Source organism: Micromonospora sp. C95, assembly GCF_018070465.1.
Classification (GTDB): domain Bacteria; phylum Actinomycetota; class Actinomycetes; order Mycobacteriales; family Micromonosporaceae; genus Micromonospora.
On sequence record NZ_JAGPXT010000004.1, the window covers coordinates 92857 to 113216 of the forward strand.

Genomic DNA, 20360 nt, shown 5'->3' on the forward strand with positions numbered 1-20360 from the left:
CGGCGGCGGGCCGGCTGCCGGTGAGGCTCAGGAGGGTGCCACGACCCGCCAGCGGCTCTGGCCGCCCATCCACGCCCCGGCCAGGATCTCCGCCGACTTGCGGCCGGGGCACGGGTAGATCTTCGAGCGGCCGGTGCCGCCGCCGGCCCGGGCCTCGACCTCCCACGACTCACCGTCGGTACGGATGTAGACGTCGCGACGTCCACGTGGGGTGTGGTCGCCGTTCCACCAGTGACGCTCAACTCTCACCCGCTGACCGTATAGCACCAGCTCCGCGAGGGAAATGTTTGATGATCTTGCCGGAATTCGACCGCCACGCAGGGTGTCTGCCGCCTCGACCCGGCGTGGTCGTTCGAGGCTCGTCCGGGGTGACCCGGGCCACCCGCTGGCGGCGTCAACGTGTGGCGTTGGAGGGTCTCGACAAAAACCGTTGTCCGGAGGTGGCAGTTCCCACGTCTTCCTTACCCGCCGGTAGCCGCGAAGGTTGGTTGAGCGGGACCCCCTGTCCGAGGGAGGGTTCCCTCCTGTCAGGGACGATCTTCCGGAGGCCTGCTCGGTGTTCAGCCGCATCGCCATCGTCAACCGGGGAGAGGCCGCCATGCGGCTGATCCACGCTGTTCGCGAGCTCAACGCCGAGACCGACGCTCCGCCGATCGAGACCGTCGCGCTCTACACCGAGGCGGAGCGGTCGGCCACCTTCGTCCGCGAGGCCGACCACAGCTACTGCCTCGGGCCCGCGTCCGCCCGACCGTACCTGGACCACCGGGTGCTGGAACGGGCGCTGCACGACACCGGCGCCGACGCGGCCTGGGTGGGCTGGGGCTTCGTGGCCGAGGACCCGGCCTTCGCCGAGCTGTGCGAGAAGAACGGCGTCACCTTCATCGGGCCGAGCCCGGAGGCGATGCGCAAACTCGGCGACAAGATCGGCGCGAAGCTGATCGCCGAGGAGGTCGGCGTCCCGGTGGCGCCGTGGAGCCGTGGCGCGGTCGAGAGCCTCGCCGCAGCCCAGCGCGCCGCCGCCGAGATCGGCTACCCGCTGATGCTGAAGGCGACCGCGGGCGGGGGTGGCCGGGGCATCCGGGTGGTACGTAGCGACACCGAGCTCGCCGAGGCGTACGAGCGCACCAGCCTGGAGGCACAGCGCGCGTTCGGCAGCGGTGTGGTCTTCCTGGAACGGCTGGTCACCGGCGCGCGGCACGTCGAGGTGCAGGTGATCGCCGACGGCCAGGGCACCGCGTGGGCGCTGGGCGTCCGGGACTGCTCGGTGCAGCGCCGCAACCAGAAGGTGATCGAGGAGTCCGCCTCGCCGGTGCTCTCCGCCGAGCAGACCCGCGAGCTGAAGGAGGCGGCCGAGCGGCTCGCGCTGGCCGTGGAGTACCGGGGCGCGGGCACCGTGGAGTTCCTCTACCACCCGGGTGACCGGATGTTCGCCTTCCTGGAGGTCAACACCCGGTTGCAGGTGGAACACCCGATCACCGAGGCCACCACCGACTTCGACCTGGTGAAGGCCCAGATCCAGGTGGCCGCCGGCGGGCGGCTCGGTGACCGGATCCCGGTCGAGGCGGGGCACGCCGTCGAAGCCCGACTCAACGCCGAGGATCCCGACCGGGACTTCGCCCCGTCGCCCGGTCGGATCGTGCGCCTGGTGCTGCCAAGCGGACCCGGCGTGCGGGTGGACACCGGGGTCAGCGAGGGCGACGTGATTCCCGCCGACTTCGACTCGATGATCGCGAAGATCATCGCGTACGGCCGCAGCCGCGACGAGGCGCTGGGTCGGCTGCGCCGCGCGGTCACCGAGACCACGGTGATCATCGAGGGCGGGGCGAGCAACAAGAGTTTCCTGCTCGACCTGCTGGACCAGCCCGAGGTGATCGACGCCAGCGCCGACACCGGCTGGATCGACCGGGTCCGCGCCCAGGGCCGCCTGATCTCCACCCGGCACTCCGGCGTCGCGCTGGCCGCCGCCGCCATCGAGGCGTACGAGGACGAGGCACACGTGGAGCGGCAGCGGCTGCTCTCCACCGCGCACGGTGGCCGTCCCCAGGTGCAGCACGCCAGCGGCCGACCGATCGACCTGAAGCTGCGCGGCGCGACCTACCGGGTCTCCGTCGCACAGACCGGACCGCACCGGTTCCGGGTCGGCGTCGGTGAGACGGCGACGGTGGACGTCGAACTGGAGCGGTACGACCAGCACAGCGGACGGATCCTGGTGAACGGCCGGCGGTTCCGGCTGGTCACCGACACTCACGGGCCCATCCACCTGGTCGAGGTGGACGGCGTCACGCACCGGGTCAGCCGCGACGAGGGCGGCGTACTGCGCTCCCTGTCACCCGCGCTCGTCGTCGCGACGCCGCTCGCGGTGGGCGACGAGGTCGAGGCCGGCGCACCGGTGCTGGTCCTGGAGAGCATGAAGATGGAGACGGTGCTGCGGGCTCCGTTCGCGGCGAAGGTGCGCGAGTGCCGGGTCTCCGTCGGCAGCCAGGTGGAGACCGGCACACCACTGCTGCGCCTGGAGCCGCTCGGTGACGGAACCGCCAGCGAGGCCGCCGAGTCCACCGCCGTCGACCTGGAACTGCCGCCCGAGCCGACCGGCCTGTCGGCCGGCGACCGCGTCGCGCGGGGCATCGCCGACCTGCGCAGTCTGCTGCTCGGCTACGACCTGGACCCGCGCGACGAACGCCGCGTCCTCGCCGCCTACCTGGCCGCCCGGGCCGAACTGCCGCACCGGCCGCTGGAGGAGGAGGTCGAGCTGCTCCAGGTCTTCGCCGACCTGTCCGAGCTCAGCCGCAACCGGCCGGCCGGCGAGGAGACCAAGGCCGACACCCGGGTGCACAGCCCGCGCGAGTACTTCCACACCTATCTCCAGTGCCTCGACGTCGAGCGGGCCGCCCTGCCGGAGACGTTCCGTCAGCGCCTCGCCCGGGTACTCGCCCACTACGGCGTCGACGACTTCGAGCGGACGCCGCAGCTGGAGGAGGCGGTCTTCCGGATCTTCCTCGCCCAGCAGCGGGCGGCGGCCGACGTGAAGGTGATCGTCACCTTCCTGCAACGGTGGCTGACCGAGCCGCCGCCGGCCGACAGCCTGCGCGAGCTGGTCGGTCAGGCGTTGGAACACCTGATCTTCGCCACCCAGCGCCGCTTCCCGGTGATCGGCGACCTCGCCCGTAGCGTGGTGTTCCGCTGGGCGGCGCAGCCGATGCTGCGACGCAAGCGGGCCGAGGTGTACGCCGACGTCCGTGCCAACCTGCGGCACCTCGACCGCAACCCGGACGCGGCCGACCGGGCCGAGCGGATCGCGACGATGGTCGCCTCACCGGAGCCGCTGGTCCGGCTGCTCGCCCAGCGCATCGGCCGGCCGGGCGTCGACCACGGCCCGATGCTCGAAGTGCTCAGCCGCCGCTACTACGGCAGCCGTGGCGCGAGCGACGCCCGAGTGGTCGAGGTGACGGGGCAGTCGTTCTTCACCGCCGGGTACGACCGCGACGGCGAACGCTTCCGCCTGGTCGCCGCGGCCACGGACTTCGCCGGACTGCCGGCGACCCTGGCGAAGGTCGCCGCGCTGGTCGGCACGGACGACGGCACGGTGTCGCTGGTGGCGGGCGGCGATCCCGCGTCGACGGTCGCCGACGTGTACCTGACCTGGGCCGAGCAGCCCGACCCGGAGGCGATGGCCGCGACCCTGCGGGAGGTGCTCGGCCAGGCGGGTCTGCTGGACGTGCTCCAGCGGGTGACGATCTCGGTGGCCGGACGCAACGGCGCCGAGATGCACCACCACTTCACCTTCCGGCCCGACCTCGGCGAGGACCGGGTGATCCGGGGCCTGCACCCGCTGATCGCCCAGCGGCTGCAACTGCCCCGGCTGCGCAACTTCGACCTGACCCGGCTGCCCTCCGCCGACGAGGAGGTGTACCTCTTCCACTGCGTCGCCCCGGACAATCCGGCCGACGAGCGGCTGGCCGCGATGGCCCAGGTACGCGACCTCACCCCGCTGCGCGACACCGACGGCCGGATCCTGGCGCTGCCCGCGGTCGAGGGTGCGCTCGACGCCTGCCTCGACGCGATCCGCAAGGTGCAGGCGCAGCGCCCGGCGAAGAAGCGGTTCGACACCAACCGGATCACCATCTACGTCTGGCCGCCCAACGAGCTGAGCATCGAGGAGCTGAACACCGTCGCCCAGCGGGTGCTGCCGATCACGGCGGACGCCGGGCTGGAGGAGGTGCTGTTCCTCGGCCGGCAGCGGGACGCGGACACCGGTGAGCTGACCGACATCGCGGTGCAGATCTCCTACGCCGAGGGCATGCGGATCTCGGTCACCGAGCCGACGGCGGAGCTGATCCAACCGCTCGACGACTACCGGCAGAAGGTGCTGTCGGCTCGGCGGCGCGGCACCACCTACCCGTACGAGCTGACCGAGCTGCTGGCCGGCCGTAACGGCAGCTTCGTCGAGCACGACCTGACCGAATCCGGCGAACTGGTGCCGGTGCGGCGGCCGAAGGGCCAGAACCGGGCGGGGATGGTCGTCGGTGTGGCGAGCACGCCAACCGAGCGCTATCCGGAGGGTGTCACCCGGGTGGTGCTGCTCGGCGACCCGACCAGGGCGCTGGGTGCGCTGGCCGAGCCGGAGTGCGCCCGGGTGATCGCCGCGCTCGACCTGGCCGAGCGGATGCGGGTACCGGTCGACTGGTTCGCGCTGTCGGCCGGTGCGCGGATCTCGATGGGTTCGGGCACCGAGAACATGGACTGGGTGGCCGCCGCGCTCAAGCGGATCGTCGAGTTCACCCAGGACGGTGGTGAGATCAACATCGTCGTCGCGGGCATCACCGTGGGCGCCCAGCCGTACTGGAACGCCGAGGCCACGATGCTCATGCACACCCGGGGCATCCTGGTGATGACGCCGGATTCGGCGATGGTGCTGACCGGCAAGCAGTCGCTCGACTTCTCCGGTGGGGTCTCCGCCGAGGACAACTTCGGCATCGGCGGCTACGACCGGGTGATGGGCCCCAACGGTCAGGCCCAGTACTGGGCGCCGGACCTGCGCGGCGCCCACCGGGTGCTGATGGCGTACCACGACCACGCCTACGTGGCACCGGGGGAGAGCCGGCCGCGTCGCGCGGTCACCGCCGACCCGGTCGACCGCGACATCTCCGACTACCCGCACGCGGTGCCGGACAGCGACTTCACCACCGTCGGCGAGATCTTCTCCCGGGAGCGCAACCCCGACCGCAAGAAGGCGTTCGACATCCGTACGTTGATGCGGGCCCTGGCCGACCAGGACCATGCGGTGCTGGAACGCTGGGCGGGCATGGCCGACGCCGAGACGGCGGTCGTGCAGGACGTGCACCTCGGCGGCATCCCGGTGTGCCTGCTCGGCATCGAGTCCCGCTCGGTGCCTCGGCGCGGGTTCCCGCCCACCGACGGGCCGGACACCTACACCGCCGGCACCCTCTTCCCACGGTCGTCCAAGAAGGCCGCCCGGGCGATAAACGCGGCAAGCGGAAACCGGCCGCTCGTGGTGCTGGCGAACCTCTCCGGCTTCGACGGCTCGCCGGAGTCGATGCGGCAGTTGCAGTTGGAGTACGGCGCGGAGATCGGCCGGGCGATCGTCAACTTCGACGGGCCGATCGTCTTCTGCGTGATCTCGCGGTACCACGGTGGCGCGTTCGTGGTCTTCTCCAAGGCGCTAAACCCGAACATGACGGTCCTCGCCGTGGCGGGTTCGTTCGCCTCCGTCATCGGCGGCGCGCCGGCTGCGGCCGTGGTGTTCGTCGGTGACGTCAATGCCCGTACCGCGAAGGATCCCCGGGTGGCCGACCTGGAGGCCCGCGTCGCGGCGGCGAGCGGCGGGCAGCGGGCGGCGCTGGTGACGCAGCTGATGGACGTGCGCGCCTCGGTACGGGCGGAGAAGCTGGCCGAGGTGGCCGCCGAGTTCGACCGCGTGCACAGCATCCAGCGCGCGGTCGAGGTCGGCTCGGTGGACGCCATCATCCGGCCCGAGGAACTGCGCCCGCAGCTCATCGCGGCCGTCGAGCGCGGGCTGGCGAAGGCGGCCGGGCCGTCCTGACCTGTCGGGCACGCCGGCGGCGGGACACGGTCCGGCCGTCGGCGTGCCACCATGGGGCGTGCCCGAGGACCGGAAGCCGCCGATCGCGTTCGAGACCACCTGCACCGTCGCGGCCCCGCCCGACGTGGTGTATTCGCACCTGGCCGATCCGCGTAGCTACATCGGACTGTCGCCGCTGATCGTGGCGGTCGACGAGGTGCGGCACGGTCACGACGCCGAGGGCCGCGCGGTCGCCGAGTACCTCGCCGTCGAGCGGTTCCGGCTGATCGGTCCGGTGCGGTGGGACAACCGCATCCGGGTACGCCTGGTGTCGACGCCGCCGCACGGCCCGCTGGTCAGCGAGGTGCGCAGCCCGGGTCGGGTGTCCCTGTGCGCGGTGGTCGAGCTGCACCCGGTAGTCGGCGGCACCCGGGTGCACGAGCGGGTCAGCGCCGACGCGCCGGCGCCGTTGCGGCGCTTCGTGGCCGGCGAGGCCCGTCGGGTCGCGGCGTACCGGGCGGCCGAGCTGACCCGCCGCATGACGGCCAGCTGAGCCTCTGTCCCCGAACTGGTGAGGGGTCCGGGGACGGTGCGTTACCAGGCCCAGAGCGTCGGTTCGGCGATCTCGAGACTGTCGGCGGCCAGACGCGGCGTGGCGGCGGTGAGCATCGGCTGGTTCGCACCGTCGAGGACCCGCACCTCGGCGACCCTACGGTTGTCGACCTCGAAGACCCCGATCCCGTCGGTGAGCGGCCCTTCGGTCACCGTCGACCCCCGTGCGTCGACCAACTCGGCGCGGTCCGCCGATTCTGGCCCGGCCACCAGCACACCAGCAGTCTGGCCCGGCAACGGTACGGCGATCAGGTCGGCGCTACCGATACCGGTGCGATCGAGGGTCACCACCGACGACTCCCATCCGTCAAGCGCGCGGGCGTCGGCCTTGAGCAGTGCGGCGCAGCCACCATCGACCGAGCAGGACCTCACCAGGACGGCTTCCGGCGCGTCGGCAACCCTGGCGGGCAACCGACCGGTCCAGAGCACCTGGGGCGTCGAGCCGGACAGTCCCTCGGCGTGGAGCATGTCGCGCAGTTCACGGACGGCGGAGACGTCGAGGTCGCGGCGCGGGTCTGGAGGGACCGGCACGTTCGTCTGTAGGGCGATCCGGGCCGGACCGGCGTACCGCACGATCCCGTCGCAGGTGAACTGCCACCGTCCGCCCGGCATACCCGCCTGCACCACGTAACCGTCGTTGGGCTCCGGCTGCCAGGATCTGATGACGGATCCGTCCGGCTGGAGCCGACCGCCGAGTGATGTCTCCACACGGCAACCGGCTGGTGCCAGGCCGACCGCGAGACCGTCGGGCTCGTCTCGGTCGACTCGGGAGTACCGTCCGAAGAAGAGGTACGGAGTCAATTCCTGCGGTTCGTCCGGCGTCCCGGTCTGGTCGAGCAGTTCCGGCACGGACGCACCCTCCGGGCCGGTGCTCTGGCGAATCAGTGCGTGCGAGTCGTTCAGATAGGCCACCACCACCACGCGGGCACCGGGCGCGTCGTGGGCGAGCAGCACCCGCACGTCGTCCAACGACGGATCGACAAGGAGTTCGGCGCGGGCGGCCCGGTACTCCCGTTCGATGGTCGCGATCAGTGTGGTGTCGCCGGCCAGACCGCCACGGGTGGGCGAGTCGAGCAGTCGTCGCACCATCGGATCGTCGATCGGACTCGCCGGCTGGTACGCCGCCGTGGCCAGCGTGGACTCGTCGGGCCTCAGCAGGTCCACCAGACCCACCGGCGGTATGGTCACCGCGGCCAGCACCAGGGCGGCCACCCCCGTCACCGCAGCCCGTCGCCGCTGGCGTCGCCGCACGCGATGTAGCAACCGCTGGTACGGATCGGGTTGGGGCACCACCGGTTCGGCGAGCCGGGCCAGCACCTGCCTGATCTCATCGGCCATCGCTCGGGTCTCTCCTTCTCGACGCGCCCGGCACCGCGGCCAGCGAACCCTCGTTGACGTCCCGTCCTGGTGCCTGTCGTGCCGGCGTCATCGGCCGGTTCGGCGACGCGGGCAGTGCCGTGCGTAGTCGGGCGAGCGCCCGCGAGGACTGACTCTTCACCGTGCCGACCGAGCATCCGAGTGCGTCGGCGATCTGGGTCTCGGTCAGGTCTTCCCAGTAACGCAGCACCAGCACCGCGCGCATCCGGGGCGGCAGATCGTGCAGGGCGGCAAGCACCTCGTCGCGGACCACGACGTCGTCTGCCATGTCCCGGCCGGGCTCGGACTGGGACCGCCAGGAACCTGTGACGCCGGCGAGGAACTCCCGCGAGCCGAACCGCCGCCAGATCTTGGTTCGCTCGTTGACCATGATCCGGCGGACGTAGGCCATCGGTTCGTCCACCTGACGCCACCGGCGCATCGCCTGCATCAGTGCGATCTGCACCAGATCCTCGGCCGCGTGCCGGGAACCGGTCAGCAGGTACGCGGTCCGGACCAGGTCCGCGTACCTGATCTCGACGAACTCGCGGAAGCCGTCATCGGTCACCTGCACCCTCCAGCCCCGTCTGGGCAGCGTTCATGACAGGAAGACCCCGGACCGCCGGAAAAGGTTGTGCAATGCCGGCGGTGAGTGGGATTTTGCACTAGTAGTGCATCTTGTTTCGATGGCTCCGGCTGCCTAGCGTCTCCAGCATGGCTGCCTCCTGGACGTTCGCCGTGGCCCGTGCCGAGCTGAGCCGCACCACCCTGGTGGAGCGTGCCGTGCCCGAGCTGTCCGACGGCGAGGCGCTGTTGCGCGTGGACCGCGTCGGACTGACCGCCAACAACGTCACCTACGCGGTGCTCGGCGACGCGATGCGGTACTGGGAGTTCTTTCCGCCCGACCGGCACGGGCTGGGCGGGCAGTGGGGGCTGCCGCCGTTGTGGGGCTTCGCCGAGGTGGTCGGCTCGACCGTCGCCGTGGTCGAGGTGGGGCTGCGGGTGTACGGCTATCTTCCGTCGGCTGGGCACCTGGTCGTGCGGCCGTCGAGAGTGGACGGCTCGGGTTTCCGGGACGCCAGCGCGCACCGGGCCGAGCTGCCCTCGCCGTACAACGGGTACCGAGCGACCGTCGGCGACCCGGCGTACCGGGCCGACCAGGAGGACCTGCTGGTCCTGTTCCGGCCGCTCTTCTTCACCTCCTTCATGCTCGCCGACCAGGTCGTCGACAACGACTGCTACGGCGCGACGTCGCTGGTGTTCTCGTCGGCGTCCAGCAAGACCGCGTACGCCGCCGCCGTGGAACTGCGCGGGCGCGGCCCGCGCCTGGTCGGGCTCACCTCGCCGGGCAACGTCGGGTTCACCCGCGCGCTCGGCTGCTACGACGAGGTACTGCCGTACGACGGGATCGCCGCCCTCGACCCGGTGCCGACCGCCTACCTCGACCTGTCCGGTGCGCCCGCCACCCGGGCCGCCCTGCGGCGGCACCTCGGCGACCGGCTGGTCCGTGACATCGCGGTCGGCCTGACCAACCAGATCCCGAACGCCGAGGCCGCCGGGGAGGTCTTCTTCGCCCCGGTGCAGATGCGTAAACGCCGCCTGGACTGGGGGCGCGACGGGCTCGACCGGCGCTTCGCCGAGGCCTGGCGGCGCTTCGCGGAGGTGGCCGGCGGATGGCTCGACGTCCAGCTCGGCACCGGCCCGGCCGCTCTGGAGCGGGCCTGGCTCGACGTGCTGGCGGGCGTTACCCCGCCACGGGTGGGGCGCGTCGTCCAGTTCTGACGGCTACCCCGGCCACATGGAGGATTGCCAGTGCGTTACCCGGCGGTAACGATGTCGGGTCATGGACTCCGCCCTGACCTTGATCGGACTACCCGTCGCCCTCGGCATCATCATGCTCGGTCTGGGTCTCGGCCTGACCACCGGCGATTTCCGCCGGGTCGCCCGGCACCCGAAGGCCGCCGTCATCGCGCTGGTGTGCCAGGTACTGCTGCTGCCGGCGCTCTGCTTCGGCCTGGTGCTCGCCTTCGACCTGCCGCCCGAACTGGGCGTCGGGATGATGCTGCTGGCCGCCTCGCCGGGCGGCACCACGGCCAACCTCTACAGCCACCTGTTCGGCGGCCACGTGGCGCTGAACATCACCCTGACCGCGATCAACTCGGTGCTGGCCGTGTTCACCCTGCCGATCGTGGTCAACCTGTCGGCGGCGTACTTCCTCGGCGACGCGCGGAGCATCGGGTTGCAGTTCGACAAGGTGCTCCAGGTGTTCGCGATCGTGCTCGTCCCGGTCGTGGTCGGCATGCTGATCCGGGCGCGCTGGGCCCGGGTGGCCGAGCGACTGGACCGCCCGGTCCGGGCGCTGTCCGTGGTGGTGCTGGTCGCGGTGATCGCCGGTGCGGTACTCGGCGAGCGGGAGAACCTCGCCGACTACTTCGTCGCCGTCGGTCTGGCGGTGCTCGCGTTCAACCTGCTCAGCCTCGCCATCGGGTACGGGGTGCCGAGGCTGGCCGGGGTCGAGTCGAGCGCCGCCAAGGCGGCCGGTTTCGAGATCGGCATCCACAACAGCACCCTGGCCATCACCGTCGCGCTCAGCCCGGCGCTGCTCGACAGCACCCAGATGGCGGTTCCCGCCGCCGTCTACGGCATCGTCATGTTCTTCACGGCCGCCGCCTTCGGGTACCTGGTCAACCGGGTGGGCACCGGGCGGGCACCGGCGCCCGACGACGCCGTCCGGAACTGAGCCGGCCGGACGCGGCGGCGGATCGTCGTCGGCGTTCCCTTGCTGTGCAACGATCGTTGGGCGTCATGCCGACCGCCCGGCTCCGCCGGTCCGCCCGAGCAACGGTCACTGGCAGACCGACGGCAAGGCGCCACACCTCGTACCCCTTTGGAGAGCACGATGTCCCTCTCTCCGGCTCGGGTCTTCGCCGCGCTGAACGCGGTACGACCGCCCGACCAGGCGTCCCCTGTCATCGGCAAGGCGGTGGTGATCGGCGGCAGCATCGCCGGGATGCTGGCCGCCCGGGTGCTGTCCGATCACGCCGAGAGCGTGGTGGTCGTCGACCGCGACGACCTGCACGCGACCGGCGGGCGGCCGGGCGTACCACAGGGCACCCAGCTGCACGCCCTGCTGCCCGGCGGCTTCCTCCTGTTGGAGCGGTTGTTCCCGGGGTTCCGGGAGCAGGCCATGGCACAGGGGGCGATCGAGGCTCCGCCCGCGGCCCGGCGGAGCTACCTGGACGGTCGGTTGAAGGTCGTCGTGCCGGACGACGCGGACAGCCTGGCCGGCAGTCGGCCGCTGCTGGAGTCGTTGATCCGGCAGCAGGTGCTGCGACTGCCGAACGTCAAGACGGTCACCGCGCGCGCCACCGGCCTGGTGTTCGACGGCGAGGTGACCAGCGGCGTCCGGTGCGACGTCGGCGGTTCGCCGGGTGTCGAGCACGCCGACCTGGTGGTGGACGCCATGGGGCGGTCCAGCCGGCTGTCCGACTGGCTGGCGGAGGCCGGGTGGGAGCGGCCGGCGCTGCGGCGGATGACGGTGAACCTGAACTACGCGACCGCCCTGTTCCGGCGCCACGAGACGAACCCGGAGCACGCGGTGGTGCTGGCGCTGCACAGCCCGACGGCGTCCGTGGACGTGGCCGGTGCGGCGTTCTTCGCGATCGAGGACGGTCGGTGGATGGCCATGATGGCCGGCTACGGGGAGAACCGTCCCGGCCGTACCGCCGAGGACTTCGTCCGCCGGCTGCGGGAGCAGTTCCCGCCGGAGTTCGCGGTGGTCGCCGACAGCGAACTCCTCGGCGACGTGCAGACCTACCGGCACGCCGACAGCCGGCGTCGGGATTTCCACGCGGTGACCCGGCTGCCGGCGGCGCTGGTGAGCGTCGGCGACGCGGTCGCCTCGTTCAACCCGGTGTACGGCCAGGGCATCACCGCCGCCGCACTGCACGCGGCCTGCCTGGCGAGCTACCTGCGCTCCCGCCCGGATCTCGGCCTGCCGGCCCGTCACTTCTTCGCCCTGCAGAAGATCGTGGTCGACGCCGCCTGGTCGATATCCACCTCGGCCGACCTGGCGTTGCCGCACGTCGACGGCCCCTACCCGCGCGGCCACCGGCTCTCCAGCTGGGTGAGCCGGCAGATCATCGCGGCGACCGTCACCGACGTGTCCACCGCCCGTCGGTTCAACGACGTCGTCTCCATGCGGAAGCACCCGGGTTCACTGTCCTCACCGAAGGTGATCCTCGGCGCCCTGCGCGCCAACCGGCGCGCCCGCTGACCAACTGGGTCTGCCCGAGCGCGACGCCGTCCACGACACGTGTTACTGCGGATCAGCCGAGAGCAGCGGAGCGTGGTGCACTGTGTGACCCGGTTCGCGGACGGCCGGCGACGGGCTCAGCGGCGTGGGCGGAAATGGTGGTGGACCACGTAGCGACTGATCGCCGCACCGAGCCGGGCGCCATCGTCGTCGGCGCTGCGGAAGTGCACGCCGCCCCAGATGCGGGCGCCGACCAGTTCGGTGAGCGCCTGGGAGAAGCTGGTGAAGCGCCGCGTCGTGCCGGAGTCCGCGCTGGAGGCGCTGAAGGTGATGTCGTCCCGGCCGAAGAAGTGGCGGTAGAACGACATCCGCGCGCCGGTGCCGCAGGCGTGACCCGACGGGTACTCGGGAAACGGGGGTGTGACCAGCAGCGGTGTCCAGCCCGGGTCCGCCACCGTCCGACCGTTACCGTCGGCGTCGGCCAGCTGGATCGCGGTGACCGGGCGCCAGTAGCTCCACCTCTCCTTCTCGCTGAAGCAAGCGACCCCGGAGTCGGCCACGATGAGGTCGGTCATGGCGAAGAAGCGGGCAGTTTGCAGGACGTCCAGCCGTGCGGTGGTGGCAAGCTGGCGCTTGATCTCCCAGGCGGCGGACCGTCGGTCGTGCCACCAGATCGCCGCCTCGGTCTGGTCCTGGCTGCGTACGCTGCTCGTCGCCGAGCCGTACTCCTGGACTTCGTTGAGTTCACGCGCGTAGACGCCAGAGGTGAGCGGCGGCGGTCCGGGCGTGCGGAAGGCCGAAGGATCGGAGATGAGGAACGGTCGCATGTGTGCCGTCCACGCACCCTGGGATAGGAACAGTGGCGGGGTCGGGCGCCACTTGCCGGGCGCGGTGTCGGTGGCCCACTGCTGGTCGCCGAACGCGCCGTCGTGCCGCCGGTCGGCGACCATCGCGGCCGAGGCCCGGGCACCGACCGCGACGCCGGCCTGCTTCGCCGGCCCGTCGGGGATCGCGGTGAGGGCAAGGTCGTACCCGGCCCGCAGCCGCTCCCGCTGGTCGGGGAAGAGCGCGGTGAGCACCCCGTGCGCGGCGGCGGCGACAGCCGCGTCCACCGACTCGTCACCCCGGGCCGGCGGAGCGACGAGATACGGCTGGTACGGGGTGCCGTGGATCGCGTTCACCGCGTCGTAGACGGCCCCGTTGACCATCGCGAAGCTGCGTACCTGTTCGTTGGGCTGTTGTGCGGCGACGTCCCAGATGGCCGTCTGCGCGTTGACATCCCAGGCGATGACGGGGTTCGGGGCCGCCGGGACCTGTGCTGACGCCGGCCCTGGCGGGCTGGTCGCGAGCAGCGCTCCGAGGATGGCCGCGCTGGCGAGGAAGCGTGACCAGAGGGTGCGGCGCATCATGATGTCCCCCGTTGGTTCGCGGCTGCCGCCTGGTGCCGCTGGCATCGGGCAGTCGGGGCGATTGATATTGGTGGATCGTATGCCACCCATCGGGGCCAATCAATCGTCCGTGGTCGGTAGGCGGCTACCCGGGGTGGTGTGGCGGGTTGGAGAGCACCTTGATTGCACTTATTGCAATACCAGCATATATTTCTCATGGCGGTGCGGTTGGAAGGGGTGTGCGGTGGGTGCCGGGCATGATCACGGGGGCTGGGCGATGCGCGCGGGGGAGAAGCACCGCGGTCGGTTGTGGGCGGCGTTCGCCCTATTGACGGTCTTCATGCTGGTGGAGGCGGTCGGGGCCTGGGTCAGCGGTTCGCTGGCACTGCTGTCGGACGCCGGGCACATGTTCACCGACGTGCTGGGCATCGGCATGGCGCTCGCCGCGATCACCGCCGCGAGCCGGGCCACGCGGGACGGTCAACGCACCTTCGGCCTCTACCGAATGGAGGTCCTGGCGGCACTTGCCAACGCGGTGCTGCTCTCCGGAGTGGCGCTCTACGTGCTGGTGGCGGCGCTGCGGCGGCTCGACGAACCGCCGGAGGTGCTGGTCGGCCCGATGCTGTTGGTGGCCGTCGGCGGGCTGGTCGCCAACGTGGTCGCCTTCCTGCTGCTGCGCGCCGGCTCGACGGAGAGCCTCAACGTGCGCGGCGCCTACCTGGAGGTCCTCGGCGACCTGCTCGCCTCGGTGGGCGTACTCGTCGCGGCCGGGGTGATCGCGCTGACCGGCTGGTGGTACGCGGACCCGATCGTCGCCGTCGCGGTGGCGCTGTTCATCCTGCCGCGCACCTACCGCCTCGCCCGCGCCGCGCTGCGGGTGCTGGTGCAGGCCGCGCCGCCGCACCTGGACGTCGCCGAGGTACGTGACGGGCTGCGTGGGCTCGATGGCGTCGCCGACGTGCACGACCTGCACGTGTGGACGCTGACCTCGGGCATGGAGGTGGCCTCGGCGCACCTCACCCTGGACGCCGGAGCCGAACTGGCCCCGGTGCTGGCCGCCGCCCGCCAGCTGCTGCACGACCGCTTCACCATCGAGCACGCCACGTTGCAGGTCGAGCCACGGGATGCCGAAGGCGTCTGCGGCGGCGCCCACTGGTGAGTCGGTCAGCGCAGCTGGACCACGTTGCCGGTGACCAGCCGCCCGCTCTCCCCGGCGAGGAAGGCGATCACCTCGGCGACCTCCTCGGGGGCGGCGACCCGCAGCAGGTGAGTGTCGTCGGCGACGGCGGCGCGTACCTCCTCGCTGACCCAGCCGGTGTCGGTGACCGGCGGGTGCACGGCGTTGGCGGTGATACCGAACGCTGCGAGTTCGTGCGCCGCGGCCATTGTGTAGTTGACCAGTGCCGCCTTGGCGGCACCGTAGGAGACCTCCTCGGGGAACCCGTCACTGCCGCCCGACGTGAGGCTGATGACACGTCCCCAGCCGCGCCGCGCGGCGACGTTTCGGCGGGCGAACTCGGCGATCAGCAGCGCCCCCGCGCGGGCGTCCACGGCGAACTGGGCGTCGAACGATTCGGCGCTCACCGGCCGCAACGTCCGGCCGTGCCGGTCGAGGGCGGTTGGCTTGAACGTGTCGGCCAGCCAGCCGCTGGCATTGTTCACCAGGATGTCGACCGTGCCCAGCTCGCGCTCGGCGATGTCGAACAGCCGGGCCGGAACGGCCGGGTCCGCCAGATCCGCCTCGACCGGCAGCACCCGACCACCGGCGGCGCGGACCCGCTCGATCACCTCGGTCGCGTCGCCGGCCCGGTTGCGCCGGTACGTGTCGGGGATACCCGGGTCCGGTGGATCGTCCAACCGTAGATAGCTGACCAGCACCGCTGCGCCCAACTGGGCCAGCGCGACGGCGGTGGCCGCGCCGATGCCGTGGTTGGCGCCGGTGACGAGGGCCACCCGACCGGTCAGGTCATTTGTCGGAAACAGGCCTTCGGCTCTCATGGGGCGGGTACGACCTCCTGCCCCAACGGCCAGATCGCCGCCGGGACGAGCTTGAAGTTGGCCACGCCGAACGGGATCCCGATGATGGTCAGGCAGAGGCTGACGCCGGCGACGATGTGCGAGAGCGCCAACCACCAACCGGCCAGCAGTACCCAGATGATGTTGGCGAGACCCGATGCCACCCCCACGCCGGGCTTGGGCACCAGGGTCCGGCCGAAGGGCCACAGCGAGTACGACGCCAGCCGCAACGACGCGACGCCGAACGGGATGGTGACGACGAGCACGAAGCAGATCAGGGCGGCGATACCGTAGCCGATCGCCAGCACCAGACCACCACCGAAGATGAGCCAGAGCACGTTCAGCAGGAATCGGATCATGAACCCATGATGACCGCTGTGCGCCACCGGTCACCCCGGGAGGGTGGCCGGTGGCGCGGCTGGTTCAGCCGGTGACGCCGGTGACGGTGCTGCCGGACCTGGTGACGCGGTAGGTCACCTGGGCACCACTCCAGAAGTGGAAGGTGAGGGTGACGGCTGCGCCGTCGCGGACCTCGCCGAAGAAGGTGTCGGTCAACGTGATCCGGTTACCCGGGTAGTCGGGTGAGAAGGCCACGTCGAATTCCTTGAACGACGTCCAGTCGTGCGGGCCGGCGTTGCTGCCGTCGGCGTACCTCGCCTCCATGGTGGCCAGCTGGTCGCCGCGGAACTGGGTGGGGATGGCGAAGTCGGCGGTCGTACCGGTGGCGTTGGACAGCACCGGCGTGTCGTAGGTGATCACGTCGATCCGCCAGGGCACCCCGGCCGAGAAGCGGGCCTGGAGGCTGGCGTTCACCCCGTACGCCCGGTTGCCGACCAACCGGGTCAGTGCGCTCGCGGTGATGGTGAGCTGGTTGCCGGAGACCGTGTAGTCGGTGCCCTGCACCAGGTTGGTGCTGCCCTGGCGCAACCCGGAGAAGCTGGTGCCGTTCAGGTTGAGGGTCAACGACTTCGCGGTGATCGAGCCGGTACGCGGCACGTACACCTGGTCGGACGACGCGGTGCCGGAACGGGTCGTCCAGCTCGACCTGATCTGGGCCCACAGCTCCGGGTCCTGCCACTGGAAGGCGACCCGGTCGAAGTGCTGGCCGTTGTCCCAGAGCTGGGTGGTGATCCGCTTGGTCCTCGCGTAGTGGCCGAGGAACTCGAAGAACTTGAGCTTCTCGCCCTGCTGGATGGTGCCGGTGTGCCGGTCGAAGCCCAGCAGCCCGTACTCGCCGATGACGACCGGGATGTTGCGGGTCACGAAGGCGTTGTGCACCCGGTCGAACGAGTCGGTCAGATCCTGCTGCGTGGTGGCGTCGAAGCGGGTGCCGCCGGCGACGTTGACGCTGAACGGCCAGTAGCCGTAGAAGTGCACGGTGGCGATCAGGTTGCGGTCGTCGAGCTGGTTGATGGTCGTGGTCAGTTCGTTGATCCGGGCCTGCTCGGAGGAGGTGTGCAGGGTCGGCAGGACCAGCATCCGGGTGGCGTTGGTGCCGCCGGAGGCGCGCACGATCCGGTGGAAGTTGACGTTCAGCTCGTGCAGCAGCTCCGCGTTCTGGGCGTCGCCGGAGCTGTTGGCGAACTGCGGCTCGTTGACGCTCTCGAAGTGCAGCCTCGGCGAGTGGTCCCGGAACGCGGCGGCGATCTGGGTCCACAGCGCGTTGTAGCGGTTGAGCACCGTGGTCCGGTTCGTCGGCATCTCGTGGATCCACTGCCACGAGTCGTGGTGCAGGTTGATCATCACGTAGAAGCCGTCGTCCAGGGCCCAGCCGACGACCTCCTTGACGCGGTTCAGCCAGGCCGCGTCGATGGTGTACGAGGGCGCGGGGCCGTGGTGGTTGCTCCAGGTCACCGGGATCCGGATGCTGTTGAAGCCCTGGGCCCGGATGGCGTCGAGCTGCGCCTCGGTGACTCGTGGGTTGCCCCACGCGGTCTCGTCGGCGCCGACCGCGTCGAAGGTGTTGCCGAGGTTCCAGCCGGGCTGCATCGCGGCCACGTAGGCCATCGGGTCGCCGGCCGGCGGCGGGGAGGTGGGCGGCGGAGTCGTCGGCGGTGGCGTGCTCGGCGGCGGGGTGGTGGTCGGTGGCGGGGTGGTGCCGACGCTGCCGGTGCAGGTGACGCCGTTGAGGGCGAACGTGGTCGGTGCCGTGTTGCTGCCGGACCACGACCCGTTGAAGCCGAACGAAACGGTCTGGTTGGTGCCCAGCGCGGCGTTGTAGCTGACGTTGTTGGCGGTGACGTCGTCGCCGGACGAGGTGACGGTGACGTTCCATGCCTGAGTGACCCGCTGCCCCGAGGGGAACGTCCAGGTCAGCCGCCAGCCGTTGAGCGCATCGCCGAGGTTTGTCACCGCGACGTTCGCGGTGAACCCGCCCGGCCACTGGCTGGGGGCGGAGTACGCCACCCGGCACCCGGCCGCCGCGTGGGCGGTGCCGGCGTTGATCAGGCCGACACCGGCGAGTAGTGCGGCTACGCCGCTGGCGACCAGGCCGAATCGCCAACGTGTCCTGCGGAGTGTGCCCTTCAGCCCAGCCATGACGCTCCTCGCGTGGTGATGGTGTCGACGGGTGGCTGGCCGGGCGTCGCCGGGCCACCGGAAACATCCGGCCGGCTCGCACCATAAGTTGGGATCATCAACTTTGTCAATCGATGTAGCGCTATGCATGTGCCCTTTTCCCAGGTGAGGGAGATGACCCGGTGGGTAAGTAAGGTGGACCATCGCACCGGGATGCTGGGAACCGCGGCGTTCACCGAATCGGCGACGGCGCTGCCGGCGACGGCTGCGTCGACGTCGTCGAGGGCGTCGGCGCAGCGGCGGTCCGTCGCCCGGAGTGCGGCATCCCGGTGCCAGGCGGCACTGGTCCGGCCGGCGGCGAATGAGCGTGGCCTCGTGGGGTAGTCGGCGGCGTGGCGGTGGCGGAGGACGACCGGGGCCGGGCGCGTCGTGCCGGTGACCGGTTCGAGGCCGGGGTCGCCGAGACGGTCGGCGGCATCAGCCGAAAGATCAACTGGCGGGAGCGACGCCGGAGCCTGGAGCTGTACGCCATCCTCGCGGTACAGGCCGGGGTGGCCGCCGCGCTGGCCTGGACGCTGGCGCACGAGCTGCTGAACCACCCGTCGCCGGTGTTCGCCCCCAGCGCCGCCGTCGGCACCATCGCCGCCGCGATCGGCCGGCGCACCCGCCGCACCCTGGAGCTGCTTGTCGGCGTGCTGGCCGGCCTGCTGGTCGGTGACGCCCTGATCATGGTGATCGGCACCGGCCCCTGGCAGATCGGCACCGTGGTCACCCTGGCCATCCTGCTCGCGCTGAGCATGAGCCGGGGCGGTGCGGTGGTCACCCAGGCCGGCGGTACGGCGGTGCTGATCGCGACCCTCTCGCCGATCCAGCGGGGACTGGAGGTGCCGCGGGTGATCGACGCGGTGATCGGCGCGATCTCCGCCGTGGTGGTGGTGGCCGTGCTGCCGGTCAACCCGGTGCGCATCATCCAACGGGCCGCCCGCCCGCTCTTCGCCACCCTTATCGAACACCTGCACAATGCCGCGGACGGGATGTCCCGGGGCGACGCCGCGACGGTGGCCCGGGCTCGTGACGGGCTGTTCGGCCTGAGCCCTCAACTGGCCCTGCTCAACGACGCCGTCTCCGGTGCGCGGGAGGCGGTGGCGGTGTCGCCGGCTCGCTGGCACCGCCGAGCCGAGTTCGAGCACTACGAACGTGGCACGCGCTACCTCGACCTGGCGGTCGGGGGCGGCCAGGAGATGCTGCGCCGGGCGGCCACCGCGGTCCGCGACGGCGAACCGATCCCGGCCGGGCTGGCCGCCGCGGTGCACTACTTCGGCGACGCCCTGGCGTTGTTGCAGGTCGAGGCGGAGAGTCGGCAGCACACGACGCGCTCCGAGCAGTTGGTCCTCAAGGCGGTCGACCGGGCCGCCGAGGCGTACGACGAGGGGGTCGGTTTCTCCGGCAGCGTGGTGGTGGCCCAGATCCGTACCGTCGCCACCGACCTGCTGCGCAGCCTCGGCTGCCGCGAGGAGGAGGCGGTCGCCGTGATCCGGCGACGCTTCGAGGCACAGCGTCACGAACTACGGCGTCAGGAGGGGGAGCCGTCGCCTGCCGAACGGAAGGAGACGTGATCGGCCCCGGCCGGACTCAGAGCCGCCCGGCAACCGTCCGAGCCAGCTCGGTCAGCGGCTTGTCGTACCTGGCCGGGTCGTCCAGCCGGACCAGTCGGATGGCCACCCACACCCCGGCGGCGTGGAAGAAGACCGCGCCGTCCTCCAGGTACGCCTCGTCTCCGATACCGGACAGTGTCTCGAACTCGTGGTCGAGATCGCGGTCGACGTCGAGGATCTTCTTGGCCCCGTCGCCCACGTACACCTCCACCTGCGCCAACGGACCTGACGTCGGCCCGGTGTACGTGCACGTCTCGCGGACCGGCACCGCATCCTCCAGGCGGGTGCCCGCCAACTTCTCGGCGTCCTCCTTGGGTACCAGGGCGCAGGCGTCGACCGGCGGTGGCTCGGTCGACGGCTCCACCGCCTCGGTCGCCTCGGTGGGCGCCGCCGGCTCCGCCGCCTCCGTCGGCGGCGGTGGCGCGGCGGCCGGTTCGGCGTTACCGCAGGCGGCGAGAACAGCGACGACGGCGGCCGTCGCGGCGAGCTTGAGGTACCTCACGGTCGTCTCCTCGGGGCGT

General features: G+C 71.2%; 15 protein-coding genes. 7 read left to right on the top strand and 8 right to left on the bottom strand.

The genetic code is table 11. The annotated features are described in order from the left end of the window. Nucleotides 1-27 precede the first annotated feature (27 nt). Complete coding sequence (locus KBX00_RS06695; protein ID WP_099851929.1) at nt 28-249, bottom strand: hypothetical protein; 222 nt, start codon at nt 247-249, stop codon at nt 28-30. A 307-nt stretch (nt 250-556) separates the two neighbouring features. Here KBX00_RS06695 and KBX00_RS06700 point away from each other — a divergent pair, with 307 nt between their 5' ends. Together KBX00_RS06700 and KBX00_RS06705 are read left to right on the top strand one after the other, a co-directional pair. Beyond that, nucleotides 557-6061 (top strand): biotin carboxylase N-terminal domain-containing protein, encoded by a 5505-nt coding sequence (locus tag KBX00_RS06700; protein WP_210824332.1) that lies wholly within the window; start codon nt 557-559, stop codon nt 6059-6061. Nucleotides 6062-6119: 58 nt separating this feature from the next. Further along, complete coding sequence (locus KBX00_RS06705) at nt 6120-6593, top strand: SRPBCC family protein (protein ID WP_307868181.1); 474 nt, start codon at nt 6120-6122, stop codon at nt 6591-6593. A 41-nt stretch (nt 6594-6634) separates the two neighbouring features. Here the strand turns inward: KBX00_RS06705 and KBX00_RS06710 are convergent, their stop codons facing one another. Further along, complete coding sequence (locus KBX00_RS06710; RefSeq protein ID WP_210824334.1) at nt 6635-7990, bottom strand: hypothetical protein; 1356 nt, start codon at nt 7988-7990, stop codon at nt 6635-6637. Continuing rightward, nucleotides 7980-8576, bottom strand: a complete 597-nt coding sequence (locus tag KBX00_RS06715; protein ID WP_210824336.1) for a SigE family RNA polymerase sigma factor — start codon at nt 8574-8576, stop codon at nt 7980-7982. Before KBX00_RS06715 ends, KBX00_RS06710 begins: the two co-directional genes overlap by 11 nt. Nucleotides 8577-8722: 146 nt before the next feature. Here KBX00_RS06715 and KBX00_RS06720 point away from each other — a divergent pair, with 146 nt between their 5' ends. From KBX00_RS06720 to KBX00_RS06730, 3 genes are all read left to right on the top strand, one after another. Further along, entirely contained in the window at nt 8723-9790 is a 1068-nt protein-coding gene (locus tag KBX00_RS06720; protein ID WP_210824338.1) for a DUF2855 family protein, read from the top strand. Nucleotides 9791-9851: 61 nt separating this feature from the next. Continuing rightward, on the top strand, nt 9852-10748 hold the full coding sequence (locus KBX00_RS06725; protein WP_210824340.1) for a bile acid:sodium symporter family protein: 897 nt from the start codon (nt 9852-9854) through the stop codon (nt 10746-10748). 159 nt (nt 10749-10907) lie between these two features. Continuing rightward, entirely contained in the window at nt 10908-12284 is a 1377-nt protein-coding gene (locus tag KBX00_RS06730) for an NAD(P)/FAD-dependent oxidoreductase (RefSeq protein WP_210824345.1), read from the top strand. A 116-nt stretch (nt 12285-12400) separates the two neighbouring features. Here KBX00_RS06730 and KBX00_RS06735 read toward each other — a convergent pair whose 3' ends face one another. Continuing rightward, nucleotides 12401-13669, bottom strand: coding sequence for a vanadium-dependent haloperoxidase (locus KBX00_RS06735; protein WP_210824346.1), 1269 nt, complete (start codon nt 13667-13669; stop codon nt 12401-12403). Nucleotides 13670-13895: 226 nt separating this feature from the next. On the opposite strand from KBX00_RS06735, the gene KBX00_RS06740 reads away from it, so the two are divergent. Then, entirely contained in the window at nt 13896-14810 is a 915-nt protein-coding gene (locus KBX00_RS06740) for a cation diffusion facilitator family transporter (protein WP_210824347.1), read from the top strand. Nucleotides 14811-14815: 5 nt separating this feature from the next. Here the strand turns inward: KBX00_RS06740 and KBX00_RS06745 are convergent, their stop codons facing one another. The 3 genes from KBX00_RS06745 to KBX00_RS06755 form a co-directional block, all read right to left on the bottom strand. Beyond that, a complete protein-coding gene (locus tag KBX00_RS06745; protein ID WP_210824348.1) occupies nt 14816-15649 on the bottom strand; it encodes an SDR family NAD(P)-dependent oxidoreductase in 834 nt (277 codons plus the stop codon). Then, on the bottom strand, nt 15646-16026 hold the full coding sequence (locus tag KBX00_RS06750) for a YccF domain-containing protein (RefSeq protein WP_210824350.1): 381 nt from the start codon (nt 16024-16026) through the stop codon (nt 15646-15648). Before KBX00_RS06750 ends, KBX00_RS06745 begins: the two co-directional genes overlap by 4 nt. Nucleotides 16027-16090: 64 nt before the next feature. After that, entirely contained in the window at nt 16091-18205 is a 2115-nt protein-coding gene (locus KBX00_RS06755; protein WP_210824352.1) for a cellulase family glycosylhydrolase, read from the bottom strand. Nucleotides 18206-18582: 377 nt separating this feature from the next. Between KBX00_RS06755 and KBX00_RS06760 the strand changes: the two genes are divergently transcribed. Next, a complete protein-coding gene (locus tag KBX00_RS06760; protein WP_210824354.1) occupies nt 18583-19800 on the top strand; it encodes an aromatic acid exporter family protein in 1218 nt (405 codons plus the stop codon). A 16-nt stretch (nt 19801-19816) separates the two neighbouring features. Here KBX00_RS06760 and KBX00_RS06765 read toward each other — a convergent pair whose 3' ends face one another. Beyond that, entirely contained in the window at nt 19817-20341 is a 525-nt protein-coding gene (locus KBX00_RS06765; RefSeq protein WP_210824356.1) for a hypothetical protein, read from the bottom strand. Nucleotides 20342-20360: the final 19 nt, after the last annotated feature.

What these genes read in the sequence shown, in the direction of transcription:
- KBX00_RS06735 (WP_210824346.1), bottom strand. Translation starts at nt 13,669, where the DNA reads ATGCGCCGCACCCTCTGGTCACGCTTCCTCGCCAGCGCGGCCATCCTC.
- KBX00_RS06750 (WP_210824350.1), bottom strand. Translation starts at nt 16,026, where the DNA reads ATGATCCGATTCCTGCTGAACGTGCTCTGGCTCATCTTCGGTGGTGGT.
- KBX00_RS06730 (WP_210824345.1), top strand. Translation starts at nt 10,908, where the DNA reads ATGTCCCTCTCTCCGGCTCGGGTCTTCGCCGCGCTGAACGCGGTACGA.
- KBX00_RS06725 (WP_210824340.1), top strand. Translation starts at nt 9,852, where the DNA reads ATGGACTCCGCCCTGACCTTGATCGGACTACCCGTCGCCCTCGGCATC.
- KBX00_RS06755 (WP_210824352.1), bottom strand. Translation starts at nt 18,205, where the DNA reads ATGGCTGGGCTGAAGGGCACACTCCGCAGGACACGTTGGCGATTCGGC.
- KBX00_RS06720 (WP_210824338.1), top strand. Translation starts at nt 8,723, where the DNA reads ATGGCTGCCTCCTGGACGTTCGCCGTGGCCCGTGCCGAGCTGAGCCGC.
- KBX00_RS06710 (WP_210824334.1), bottom strand. Translation starts at nt 7,990, where the DNA reads ATGGCCGATGAGATCAGGCAGGTGCTGGCCCGGCTCGCCGAACCGGTG.
- KBX00_RS06745 (WP_210824348.1), bottom strand. Translation starts at nt 15,649, where the DNA reads ATGAGAGCCGAAGGCCTGTTTCCGACAAATGACCTGACCGGTCGGGTG.